This window comes from Paenibacillus caui, assembly GCF_019904135.1.
GTDB lineage: Bacteria > Bacillota > Bacilli > Paenibacillales > Paenibacillaceae > Fontibacillus > Fontibacillus caui.
Window position 1 is genome coordinate 33,184 of the sequence record NZ_JAIOGQ010000006.1, and the last position, 12,407, is coordinate 45,590.

Here is a 12,407-nt window from a genome sequence, read left to right on the forward strand (position 1 = left end):
TATGAAACGATTAGGGAGGTTTACTTATGAAATGGTATAAGAAAGGTGCGGTCATCCTGTCTTCGCTTATGCTCTCCGTTGCGATCGTGGCTGCGGGCTGTTCGGACAATACGAAAGATGGTTCGGGTTCGTCCCAGCCATCCGGTACGGGAGGGAACGAAGGAAGCGGACTGAAGCCGTATGAAGTGATTATGGTCTATCCGGATGCGCCGCAGAAGGACAATGAGAAGGTGCAGGACGCGATCAACGATTATCTGAACAAGACTTATCCAGAGATGAACGTTACGGTCAAGCTGAATCCGATCGACTGGGGCGCCTGGAGCGACAAGACGAATCTGATGATGGCTTCTGGAGACAAGTTTGACCTGATTTTTACGGCAGATTGGCTCAATTTTCAACAACAAGTCACAAAGGGCGCTCTGCTTCCGTTGGACGAATTGCTTGCCAAATACGGCCCGGATATTGAGGCGGTGGAGAAAGATTACCATGATGCCGCCAAACGCGGAGGCAAGCTCTATGGCATCCATACACACCAGGAACTCGGCAATCCGCAGGGGTTAGCCTTCAGCAAGGAACTGGTGGATAAATACCAGTTTGATCTCAGTGTGTTCAAGTCCGGGAAAGTCGAGGATCTGGAACCGATGCTGAAGATCATCAAAGAGAACGAACCGGGTGTCACGCCCCTGGTCGGTCCGGGCTTCCCGCTGGATGCCTATTATGGCAGCAGCAGCACCGACGGGGTGGCTAACGTTGCGGTCTTAGATATACGGGACACGAGCCCGGAGAATATGTACAAAGTTGTGAATACGTACGAAGTCCCCCGGTATATGGAGCTTGCCAAGCTGACGCATAAATGGTTCGAGGCCGGCTATATCAATAAGGACGCCACGACGGCAGGGCTTGATATTTGGAAGAAATTCCAGGCCAAGCGGGCGTTTGCCACAGTTGCCGACATGGATATTGTAGCGAATTTGGATATCGGCGTTCCGATGCCGATGCCGAGCAAAACCGCTGTGACCGGAACGCATATTATTCAGGTTCCGCTGAATATCGACAGACTGCAGACGGGAAAAATGGCGGCGACGATGCAAGCGATATCCAAAACTTCCAAAGATCCCGAGCGCGCTATGATGCTCCTGAATTTGTTCTTTAAGGATAAAGAGCTCCTTACCTTGTTCAATTTCGGCATCGAGGGAACGCACTATGTAGTGAAGGATGGGCAAATTGCCCTGCCTGACGGCAAAACTTCCGATACCGTAGGGTATTACCACGATAATATGTGGCAAATCGGGAACCAGATGCTGAATTACACCCGCGTAGGCGAAGATCCGAAGAAATACGAGAATTATGAGGCGTTCAACAAGAAGGTTGCCGAGAAGGAGTCCAGAATTTTCGGGTTTGTGTTTGACCCGGAGCCGGTCAAAGACGTGCTGATCGCCATCGATAACGCCAAGAAGTCATTCGATGACGGCCTGAGATCGGGCCAACTGGATCCGGAAGAGAACATTCCAAAGCTGCTCGACAAGCTCAAGGCCGCAGGTATAGACAAACTGATGGCCGAAGCGCAGAAGCAGGTTGACGAGTGGCGCGCGGCGAACGGGAAATAATAAGATTGCAAAAAAAAGGGTATTTCCATACGGTTATACCCTTTTTTCCTGTGTCAACATAGCTTATTCGTAACGATGCTCACGTTCATCCGGTAACGCTGTGCTCTTTTTGGATGGACACCCATTGTTGTTCCGTAAAGGATTGGATAACGGCGTCAACAGCCAGCTGATTCATGTACCCGTCTGCCATTGTCGCGTTTTTGCCGTCTCCATGGCCGCCCACGAGATTGAAGAAGGCTTGCATTTGCCCCATCTTGAACGAATCGGGAATCTGGACTTTGCGGAACTCTTGATCGCCTTCATCGGCCAATTTGACCCTGAGCGAATCTTCCGCCTCCAGATTATACACAAGAGCGCCCTTGGTTCCATAAACCTCAATTTGCTGGTAATTGCCGCGGCCGTAAGCAAATCGGGAAATGGCCATGGTGGAAGAAATTCCGCCTTCCATTCTGGAAAGGACATGGCAATAATCATCAACGTCAACCTGTCCTTTGCCAGACCCGTCCAGATGATTGCGTTCATGGATAATCGTTCCGGCATCGGCGAAAACTTGCTCCGTGTCACCTACCAAAAACCGGTTCAGGTCAAGAATGTGGCAGCCCAAGTCCCCCATGGCTCCCGACCCCGCAAGCTCTTTCTGAAATCTCCATAAAAGCGGGACATCCTCGTTAATGCCCCAGCTCTGAAAATATTGGCTGTACACATGATGAATCGTTCCCAGCTTGCCTTCTTCAATCAGACATTTTGCGTACCGCGCGGCAGTCTTGTAACGATAGGAGAAGCAGATCATGTGGGGAAGGGGTTCCCGCTCCAGCGCTTCTTTAAGAGCCGCCGCTTCTTCGGCCTTCATCGTAACCGGTTTTTCGAGGGCAAAGGGCTTGCGATGTTTAATGGCAGCGCTTGCAATTTCAAAATGATTGAAGTTGGGAGTACCTATCGTTACGGCGTCCACCTCCGGATCCTTCAGCAAGTCGGAATAATTCAAGTAAGCGCGTGATTCCGGGATATTCCACTCCTTGCTTCTTTGGATAAGCTTCTCTTCGTCGCAGTCGCAAATGGACCAGATTTCCGCGTCTTCGCTGGCCAGGATTCCTTCACTGTGAAAGTTGGCGATTCCGCCTAACCCGATCATACCGATTTTTAATTTCCCCATTCATCATCACCCTAACCAATTAAATTTGTAAAAACTTCTCTGTAAGTATAGTCTTTGGCGGAATGAATGGGGATGGCGGATTGAGACTCTTTTTGTACAAAAACGACTTCCTGAGGTTTGGCATGTGGATGGGGTTTGTTTCCTATAACAGACCTTTCGCCCGCAGCCTACTATAAGAGTACTCGGGGAAGGGAGTGAAAGGTTTGGGAATCACGGAGTGTTTTGCTAGCAGTACTCATACCCGAACCGCGTACGGAACATCTCTTTTAGCTGCAAAAAGTAGGCTGGGCTTACAACCGTGGCGGCGCCCCGAATGATTTCTTCGAGATACCAGCTTGGCGGAGAACTTTCTTCCTTCTTATCCAGGACGATGAAGGTTAGAGCTTCGACCTTGCCTTTCATTTCGTCGCTGTCCACACGGATGAAAGCGGGGCGATATGAACCTGCGGCAACACCTTCACGCTGCCACAGATAAGCCAAGGCTTCGTTTCCGATCCGGTACAGCTTGCCCTCCACGATGCCGCCCGTTTCGATGATGTCGGCACGTCCGCCGTCAGTGGCGCGGTACGTAAAGGCAAGTCTGTATCCTTTTGCGACGCCCCGGCCTGCTTGATTCAGAAAATGGCGATCCACGCCCTGAAGGAGAAATCGGCGGTCATCCATGCATGAGCCGTATGCGAAATAGAACAGTTCTTTAGCCGGAACGGAGGGTTCTTCCCCTTCATCCAGCAGCCGATTCATTTTCCAGTCTCCGCACCGAATAGGCGTAAGTCCGGCAATTTGCTCAGATTTATAAATATAAGTCCATGCCTGAAGGGTCCCGGTATCTACCTGGATCGCCGCACTGATTCTTTCATATTCGTTGCGGCGGTCATTTGGCCCATAGTAGTCTTCCAGGACGTCCAACGCGTCCATTCCTCCTTCCGGAATCCGATAGACCTCGCCATAAACGAAGCTCTCGCTTCCATTATCCACCGTCATAGCCGGATATCCATTCCCCGTATCCCATAGCGTGCCGGTAGTTCGAGCCTGTTCGGCAACACGTTCAATGCCCTTCATGAACCCGTGGTTGGATTCTCCTTCGCGCAGCGTACCGTATACGAAAACTAAATCGTCTTTCATGATCGTTCCCCCAAACATCTATCATTTTGTGTATTTATAGTTTACCTTGATTTGAAATGGGTTGGGAGACATATCATGTTCTTCTCTCCGACCTTCATGGCAGCTCCCCCGGAAAATGAAATGTGCCATTTCTATTATTTTTTAAATATTTGTTATTGCCTCTTGGGACACTCGATGGTATTATTAAATCCAGCTATTGATAATGATTCTCACTGAAAATCATCGAGAGGGGTTAGCAGATGTTTAGCGTCGAAAGAAAACGTGGAGCTTTTGTCTTCTGCGTGATGCTGGTTGCAGCAATAATTATGTCGGCTTGCGGAAGCAATGGAGGGAATGCCTCCAGCAGCGGGAAGGATGCAGCCCCAGCCGGATCGAAAGAGATTCAGCACGAGGCTGGCAAAACGGTTGTTCCGGCGGAGCCCAAGCGCATCGTCGTACTTGAATTCTCGTTTGTGGATGCGCTTTGGCAGCTTGGGATCAAGCCTGTAGGCATTGCCCATGAGAATAAGGACGATATTGATCTGATGCTCGGTCAAAAGATTGATTATACGTCGGTTGGTACCCGGGCGGAGCCTTCGCTGGAAACGATCAGCACATTGAAGCCGGATTTGATTATTGCGGATCAGAATCGTCATGAGGCTATCTATAAAGACCTTAGCGCGATCGCGCCTACCCTTATTTTGAAGAGTCGCAATGCGTCCTACGAGGAAGTCATTTCCGCCTTCCAAACGATTGCTGAAGCGGTAGGGAAGAAGGAAGAGGGCTCCAGGGTACTTGAAGAGCACCGTGCAAAACTGGAGAAGCTGAAAGCGGAAATTCCGGCTAATGAAAACCGCAAAGTATTGGTTGGCGTTTTCCGCAGCGATTCGCTGTCAGCGCATGGCGCAAAATCTTTTGACGGTAATTTGCTGGAGCTCATGAACATCCCCAATGCGATTCAGAATGCTCCTGGCGCAACGGCCAAAATCAGTCTGGAGCAACTGGTCGAATGGAATCCAGACGTCATTTTCATGGCTGAGGCCGACGACGACTTGCTGAACGAATGGTCGAAGAACCCGCTTTGGCAAAATATTGATGCCGTTAAAAACAAGCAGGTCTTTGAAGTGAATCGCAGCTTATGGACGAGATTCCGCGGTCTCGATTCAGCTGAGAAAATTGCCCAGGAAGCCATAGATCACCTGTATCCAAAGGGATAATCAGAAAAGACAGCCAGAGCGCCGTTCTGGCTGTTCTCCTTGCCGTCTTTGAAAAGGACGGCTTTGCCGTTTCTGCTTATTTCTCTTATTTCGTGGTTAAGGATGTGTTTTTGTGATTGAAAGGTCGGCAATACCGAAAAGAGTCCATCTCCTTTGGGTGACAATCATTTTAATCATGGTGCTCCTGATCGCCATAGTTGGAAGCTTGTCTGTAGGTGTAGCATCCATTAGCTGGAAGGAACTGGTGGAGGGCTTTAAAGGCGCAGATTCGAAGTCCTATTCCATCCTTATGACCATTCGGCTGCCTCGTACAGTAGCAAGCATCATCGTGGGAGCCAACTTGGCCGTAGCCGGGGCGCTGATGCAGGCCATGCTGCGAAATCCCCTTGCTTCGCCTCAGGTGTTCGGCATCAATAGCGGAGCTTCCCTTATCGTAGTTGCTGCTGTTGCTTTCTTGCCGAATATCGGCTCTTCCAATTTGATATATCTGGCTTTTCTCGGTGCCGTGCTCGGGGGGGCTATTGTCTACTCTTTCTCTGCCAAAGGCGGAATGACGCCTGTCAAATTGGCGCTCGCCGGGATGGCGGTTCATCTGCTGCTGGCATCGGTTACCCAGAGTATTCTCATTTTCGATGAGCGGATTTCAGATGTACTCTATTGGTTGGCAGGATCGGTGGACCGGGCCAGTTGGAGCGCTATCTCGATTGTATGGCCGTGGTCGGTCGCCGGACTTCTCTTCGCCATAGCTCTTTCTCGCCCGGTTTCCCTGCTTAGTCTGGGCGGGGAAACGGCGGAAGGACTCGGCCTAAACGTTAGGTTAATGCGGCTCATTATTGCGCTCATTGTTGTCATATTAGCAGGGGCCTCGGTCAGTCTGGCCGGTGCGATCGGCTTTGTCGGATTGATGGTGCCCAATATCGTAAAAATGCTGGTCGGCGAGAACTACTCCCGTGTCCTCCCTTTATCCGCTTTATGCGGAGCCGGGCTATTGACATTGGCGGACGTGCTTGGGCGGTTTATTGCGTATCCGTATGAATCGCCTGTAGGCATTGTCACAGCCCTTCTTGGCGGGCCATTCTTCCTCTACCTGGCGGTAAGCAAAGGAAAGGGGATGAAATAGACATGAATAGAACAAACAATGCTCGCAAATTCCGGCTTAAAGGCTTGTCAGTGCTGTTCGTTCTAGGCTTCCTGCTTCTACTGGGTGCATTTTTCAGCTTAGGGGTTGGTGCCAATTATTTAACTCCGCTTCAGGTCCTGGATGTGCTCTCGGGCAAGGAAACGGATGTATCCTTTATTGTGGAGCAATACCGAATCCCAAGAGTCATTGTCGCGATGCTTGCGGGAGCAGGCTTGGCGATGTCCGGTGTTATTCTTCAGGGCATTATCCGGAATCCGCTGGCTTCTCCCGACGTCATTGGCATCAACAAAGGGGCAGGCTTGGCCGCCGTGGTCATTCTGGTTGTCGTTACGGACCTGCCTATTGGTTTGCTGCCTGTTTTTGCTTTTGCCGGAGCCGTCCTGGTTGCGGTAATTCTGCTGGCTCTATCCTACAAAACGGGAGGAAGGCCGGTAATGTTTGCGCTCATCGGTCTTGCGCTGGGCGCAGTCTGTCAGGCGGGAATCGAATATATCATTGTGAGAAACCCGATGACGGCGAACAGTACGCTTATCTGGCTGGCGGGAAGTCTCCATGGGCGAGGGTGGGATGAGGCCACGATTCTTCTGCCTTGGCTTATTCTGCTTACGCCGATTTGTATACTGCTAAGCGGTTGGCTAGATGTGCTAAGTCTGGGCGATGAGGTTTCATTAGGGCTCGGCCTGCGTGTCAAGCTCGCTCGTCAAGTGCTGCTTCTGCTGGCAGTATCGCTTGCCGGCGTGTGCGTTGCGGCTGTCGGGACAATCGGCTTCCTTGGATTGATTGCACCGCATATGGCGCGGAAGATATGCAGCGGCAAACACCGCCTTTTGCTGCCTGCAGCCGGAATGTTAGGCGCATTAATTCTGCTTCTGGCAGACATGCTTGGCCGGGGCGTCAATCCGCCAATGGAAATTCCCGCAGGCATCGTAACTGCCGTGATCGGCGGACCTTACTTTTTGTTCCTTTTGCTCCGTCAGCGCAAGCAGTAGCATTTCATGACGGGGGATGTTTAACGAACTGCCAATAATGACAAAGGGGCGACTTAGCCGCCCCTTTACTCAAACTATAAGAAAGTATAAGCGAAGCCTTATACTTTCTTATAGTTGTCGCAGAAACGGATGCCGTCTATTAAATGACGGTTTTGCCGTTTCTATTTGTTCAGACCCAAATTGGCTTACATTGCAAAAGCCCGACATTCTTTCGCACAATGCAGGCATATTTTGCCGCATGTTTGAGACAGTTCGTCAGGATGCTTCAGACAATGATTCCCGCATATTTCATATTTCACAAATATGGGCACATAACAAGGCTTGTGACTTTGAAAAGCCGCTTTGACGGGCAATAGATTTAGCAGTCAGCGTACAAATATCTGCACAATCCCTGAGCAATTTTAGCTGCTCCCGCCTATGGCTAGCTTCCCCCTTTTGCAGAATCATGGACTCCGTAAATTCGCATGTAGCTTCGCAATTTTGGATCGTTTCAATTAAACGCTGTTGAGACATAGGATTTCGGGTTGTTCGGCGGGGCGGGACATACGTTTGATACAAGCTTATTCCTCCTCATGTTAGGTGATAACACTACATCCTATGCGTATACCCAGCCCAATTCCTTAGATTCTTGCCCATTCTTTGCATGCAAATTGACAATTGCGGTTCGCGTTCTTCTCATCTTTGTTTCTGCTTTAGCCAAAAATCAGGAGGCATATAGCTAATCAGTGAATAATCCATTTCATCCCCTGATGGGGTCGCTAATTGAACACCACCTCTTAAGGTAGCATTTGTTTATTGAGATGATATTATGAGATTTTGGCTGAGCCAAGCCAAGCCAAGACCTGACAGTCATCAAATGGTTTGCAGGGTTCCAGGATGAATTGAATTGGGCTCCATTAGAAAAAGCCGCACCGCGCCAAAGCGCGATGCGGCTGCTTAGGGTTGTCCGCTTTAATTCTTAAAGCTGTGAATCGGGGCAGGGATACGGCCGCCCCGGTTAATAAAGCTTGAGCAGCTGAATGGGTTCACCGCCATCACGGGGGCGCTGCCGAGCAGGCCGCCGAATTCGGCTATGTCGCCGACGTTCTTGCCGATGACCGGGATAATGCGGACGGCGGTCGTCTTGTTGTTGATCATGCCGATCGCAGCCTCGTCGGCGATGATGCCCGCGATCGTTTCTTTCTTGGTATCGCCCGGGATGGCAAGCATATCGAGACCAACGGAGCAAACGCAGGTCATCGCTTCCAGCTTCTCCAGCGTCAGGGCGCCGCGCTGCACCGCTTCGATCATGCCGTGGTCCTCGCTGACCGGAATGAACGCGCCGCTCAGTCCGCCGACATACGAGGAGGCCATGACGCCTCCTTTTTTCACGTTGTCGTTCAAAATAGCCAGCGCGGCCGTCGTGCCGGGGGCTCCCGCTTCTTCAAGGCCCATCACCTGGAAGATTTCCGCAATGGAATCGCCAATTTCGGGAGTAGGGGCCAGGGACAGGTCAATGATGCCAAAAGGAATGCCCAGTCTTTTGGACGTTTCCTGCGCTACAAGCTGCCCGACCCGGGTTATTTTAAACGCTGTCCGCTTGATGGTTTCGCAAAGGGTTTCAAAGTCCTTGTTTTTCACTTCCTCCAAAGCTCTCTTCACAACGCCGGGGCCGCTTACCCCAACATTGATCGCGCACTCCGGTTCCCCGGGTCCATGAAAGGCGCCTGCCATAAACGGATTATCCTCGACGGCATTACAGAATACGACAAGCTTCGTACAACCGGCCGAATCCCGGTCAGCGGTAAGCTCTGCGGACTGCTTGATGATATCGCCCATCAGCTTGACGGCGTCCATGTTGATGCCGCTGCGGGAAGAACCGATGTTCACCGAAGAGCAGACCCGATCCGTCACGGCCAGCGCCTCGGGAATGCTGTCAATCAGAATCCGGTCGCTTTTGGTAAAGCCTTTATGCACAAGGGCGGAGAAACCGCCGATAAAGTTGACGCCAACTTCCTTGGCTGCCTTGTCGAGCTGCTCCGCGATCGGTACATACGTGTCGGTATGTACGCCGCCCGCGGCAATGGCGATCGGGGTCACGGATATGCGTTTGTTGATGATCGGGATGCCGAACTGTTTTTCAAGATCTTCGCCGGTCTTGACCAGGTTTTCGGCGAGTCTCGTAATTTTGTCATAGATATTGCGGTTAAAAACAGCGAGATCCGGATGAGCGCAATCAAGCAGGCTGATGCCCATCGTTATGGTTCGCACGTCCAAATTCATTTCACGGATCATTTTGTTCGTTTCCTGGACTTCCACAAGCGAGATCATTGATTTCCTCCTTAATATGGCAAATAAGGCACGTCAGGTGCAGGTTTAGTTTGCGTGTTAGATACGATGCATGCTGTTGAAAATATCCTCGTGCTGCAGCTTGATCTCGACTCCGATCTCGTGCCCGATCCCCTGCAGATCTTCAATCAGCGCTTCAAACGCTTTGGCTGGCTTTGAAACATCCACAATCATCATCATGTTGAAATAATCCTGAACAATCGTTTGCGAGATATCGAGAATATTAACATTTTGCTCGGCAAGGTAGGTGCAGACTTTGGCGATGATCCCTACCTTATCTTTTCCCAGTACGGTAATGATGCCTTTCAACGAAAACGGCCCCCTTTGGCTTTCCTGAATTGCCGCTGGTGCGGCGTTATTGATGTTCAGACTATTATGTCAGAAGATGGGCCGATCTTCAATGAAAGATGTCGACTGAGTGCTAAAATAATCGAGACAAATTAGTTTTGTCGGGGGTTCACATCTAGTTAGAGATATCCTCGGGCAAAAATGATATTTTTCATACAACTATCCTTGGCTTGTTAGCGTTTTTCTCCTAACTCCTGCATTTCTACCACTTGAATTTTCACAAGTTCACCGTCAACGGAAACCCATAACGGATTCCATCGTTGACAATACGGGGTACACTACCTAAGATAATGATAATTTAAGGTAATTTTTCACCTTCAAAACCTTGTATACTTATTGGAATTATAAATAATTAGGAGGACTAATGATGAATATTGAAAACATCGAAGCATTTGTCTATATCAACCACTACGGAAGCTTCAACAAGGCGGCCGACATTCTGTTTCTCTCCCAACCGACGGTGACGGCCCGTATTCAATCGCTGGAAAGGGAGCTTGACTGCCGCCTGTTCGACAGACTGGGCAAACAAATCCATTTGACGGACAAGGGCAAGCTGTTTCTCCCTTATGCCCAGCAGCTTCTTCATACCTATCAAAAAGGCAAACATCAGATTCATTCCAATGAATCGCTTCCCGGCGAACTCCGGATCGGCAGCACGGTGTCCGTGTCGAATTATCTCATGCCCAAGCTGCTGATGACGCTTGCCGGGCGCTTTCCGAACATGACCTTCAAGCTGACCACAGCCCCAACGGAGGAACTGGCGGTAAAGCTCGCTTCCAAAGAAATTGATTTGGCCTTTGTCCGGCGACTGATCAATCCGGCTTTTCAATCCTATTCGTTTCTGGAGGATCCGATCCGCTTGTATGTCTATAAAGAACATCCCCTTGCAGAAGCCGGCAGCGCCTCGATCCGCGACATTCACCGGGAAAATCTCGTTTTCTTCGAATGCGGCTCCCTGGACTGGATGAGAATCCACCGTGTTTTCGAGAGTCTGGTGGAACCGCCGAATATTGTTTTTCAGGTGGATAATTCGGAGACGGCGAAGAAGCTTGTGCTGGGCAGGGCGGGAATCGCTTTTCTTCCAGGGGTATGCGCCCGCCAGGAAGTGGAGGAAGGAAGACTGGTGCCGGTTAACATTGCCGAAACGGCTGGAATTACCCTCCAGACGAATTTGATTTCGTTAAACGGGGAACATGCCGGGGTGATTCAATCGCTGCTGGAGCTGGGCGGACAATTGTAGCATTAGAAAATTGCATTAGTGAATAGAAAAACTCTATTAGACGGGTGATTAAAATCACGGTAAAGTTAGTACCAATATAATCCTCACTAATTCGATAGGTATTATAAATATATTGAGATCCGTACAAAGAAGGGGTAAATAAGTGCTTGAAGTGATCGCGAAGGAAGAGCGGACGCGGCAATTTTTGAAGCGGATCACGCCGGAACTTAACTACAGCATATAGGAGGCTTGTTTATATGGCGATCACAATCAGCGTGCTGGATCAAAGCCCCCTCTACCCGGGGGAGACTTCGGAAGAAGCGCTCGCGCATACGGTGGAGCTCGCCCAAAGGTCGGAGGAGCTGGGATTCCGCCGTTTCTGGGTTTCGGAGCATCATGACTCCGACCATGTGGCGGGCTCTTCGCCCGAGGTGCTCATCTCTTACCTGCTCGCGAAGACGAAGTCGATCCGGATCGGTTCGGGAGGCGTGATGGTGCAGCATTACAGCCCATACAAAGTGGCGGAAAATTTCAATGTGCTGGCTTCTTTGGCTCCCGGCAGAGTCGACCTGGGGGTCGGACGTGCCCCGGGAGGTCTGCCGCGCAGCACGCAGGCACTTCAAAGGGGCAGTAACGATCATGCGACGCTGACGGACAAAATCGTGGAGCTTCGAAAGTTTGTGCAGAACCGTCTGGAGAAGGATCATCCGCTCGCGGGCCTAAGGGCGACGCCGGCTCCGCAGTCGGCTCCCGAGCTGTATGTGCTTGGCGCGAGTCCGGCCAGCGCCGAAATTGCAGCCGACCTGGGTCTGCCCTACGTCTTCTCCCTGTTTATCAACGGGGATGAATCGCAGGCGCTTGCTGCCGTTCACGCGTACCGCAGCTCCTTTAATTCGGCTTACGGAACGAAGCCGCAAATCATAGTAGCCCTTTTCGTGGTTGTGGCGGAGTCCGAAGAGGAAGCCGCCGAGCTGGCTGGCAGTCACAAGCTGGTCAAAATCCATCTGGCCAGCGGAAAGACGCTGACCGTGGCTACGCAGGAGCAGGCGGAAGAATTCGCCAGGCAGGCGAGCGAGCCTTATACGATCGAAGAGAAGGAGCCTTCCATTACGAAAGGCACGAAAGAAGCCGTTCGGGAGAAGCTGCTTGCGCTGCAGGAGGCTCTTGGCGTAGATGAATTCATAATTACCAGCAACATCAGCCCATTCGCCAAGCGGCTTCGCTCCTTTGAGCTGCTGAGTGAAGCTTTGGCTGAAGTGTCTGCAAAGGCATGAGCCCCGCTTTGGCCTATTCAAAGAAATCAG

General features: G+C 50.9%; 12 protein-coding genes. 6 read left to right on the forward strand and 6 right to left on the reverse strand.

Annotated elements, in window-relative coordinates; all coding sequences use genetic code 11:
* The first annotated feature begins 26 nt into the window (after positions 1-26).
* A complete protein-coding gene (locus K7397_RS05140) occupies positions 27-1,607 on the forward strand; it encodes an ABC transporter substrate-binding protein (protein WP_223066878.1) in 1,581 nt (526 codons plus the stop codon).
* A gap of 85 nt (positions 1,608-1,692) precedes the next feature.
* Here the strand turns inward: K7397_RS05140 and K7397_RS05145 are convergent, their stop codons facing one another.
* Together K7397_RS05145 and K7397_RS05150 are read right to left on the reverse strand one after the other, a co-directional pair.
* Positions 1,693-2,760 carry a Gfo/Idh/MocA family protein gene (locus K7397_RS05145; protein WP_223066879.1) on the reverse strand — a complete coding sequence of 356 codons (1,068 nt, stop codon included), beginning with the start codon at positions 2,758-2,760 and terminating at the stop codon, positions 1,693-1,695.
* A 225-nt stretch (positions 2,761-2,985) separates the two neighbouring features.
* Entirely contained in the window at positions 2,986-3,882 is an 897-nt protein-coding gene (locus tag K7397_RS05150; RefSeq protein ID WP_223066880.1) for a gamma-glutamylcyclotransferase family protein, read from the reverse strand.
* 239 nt (positions 3,883-4,121) lie between these two features.
* On the opposite strand from K7397_RS05150, the gene K7397_RS05155 reads away from it, so the two are divergent.
* The 3 genes from K7397_RS05155 to K7397_RS05165 all read left to right on the forward strand — a co-directional run bounded on the left by K7397_RS05155 (position 4,122) and on the right by K7397_RS05165 (position 7,208).
* Positions 4,122-5,078, forward strand: coding sequence for an ABC transporter substrate-binding protein (locus K7397_RS05155; protein ID WP_223066881.1), 957 nt, complete (start codon positions 4,122-4,124; stop codon positions 5,076-5,078).
* Positions 5,079-5,253: 175 nt separating this feature from the next.
* A complete protein-coding gene (locus K7397_RS05160; RefSeq protein ID WP_223066973.1) occupies positions 5,254-6,198 on the forward strand; it encodes a FecCD family ABC transporter permease in 945 nt (314 codons plus the stop codon).
* 2 nt (positions 6,199-6,200) lie between these two features.
* Positions 6,201-7,208 carry a FecCD family ABC transporter permease gene (locus K7397_RS05165; protein ID WP_223066882.1) on the forward strand — a complete coding sequence of 336 codons (1,008 nt, stop codon included), beginning with the start codon at positions 6,201-6,203 and terminating at the stop codon, positions 7,206-7,208.
* A 185-nt stretch (positions 7,209-7,393) separates the two neighbouring features.
* Here K7397_RS05165 and K7397_RS22280 read toward each other — a convergent pair whose 3' ends face one another.
* From K7397_RS22280 to K7397_RS05175, 4 genes are all read right to left on the reverse strand, one after another.
* Positions 7,394-7,519 (reverse strand): four-helix bundle copper-binding protein, encoded by a 126-nt coding sequence (locus K7397_RS22280; RefSeq protein WP_475599060.1) that lies wholly within the window; start codon positions 7,517-7,519, stop codon positions 7,394-7,396.
* Positions 7,497-7,721 carry a four-helix bundle copper-binding protein gene (locus K7397_RS22285; RefSeq protein WP_475599097.1) on the reverse strand — a complete coding sequence of 75 codons (225 nt, stop codon included), beginning with the start codon at positions 7,719-7,721 and terminating at the stop codon, positions 7,497-7,499. The genes K7397_RS22280 and K7397_RS22285 overlap by 23 nt, the downstream gene beginning before the upstream one ends.
* A 438-nt stretch (positions 7,722-8,159) precedes the next feature.
* Positions 8,160-9,518 carry a PFL family protein gene (locus K7397_RS05170; protein ID WP_223066883.1) on the reverse strand — a complete coding sequence of 453 codons (1,359 nt, stop codon included), beginning with the start codon at positions 9,516-9,518 and terminating at the stop codon, positions 8,160-8,162.
* 57 nt (positions 9,519-9,575) lie between these two features.
* Entirely contained in the window at positions 9,576-9,845 is a 270-nt protein-coding gene (locus K7397_RS05175) for an ACT domain-containing protein (protein ID WP_223066884.1), read from the reverse strand.
* 406 nt (positions 9,846-10,251) lie between these two features.
* Between K7397_RS05175 and K7397_RS05180 the strand changes: the two genes are divergently transcribed.
* A complete protein-coding gene (locus K7397_RS05180; protein WP_223066974.1) occupies positions 10,252-11,124 on the forward strand; it encodes a LysR family transcriptional regulator in 873 nt (290 codons plus the stop codon).
* A gap of 236 nt (positions 11,125-11,360) precedes the next feature.
* Positions 11,361-12,377, forward strand: a complete 1,017-nt coding sequence (locus tag K7397_RS05185; RefSeq protein WP_223066885.1) for an LLM class flavin-dependent oxidoreductase — start codon at positions 11,361-11,363, stop codon at positions 12,375-12,377.
* Positions 12,378-12,407 lie beyond the last annotated feature (30 nt).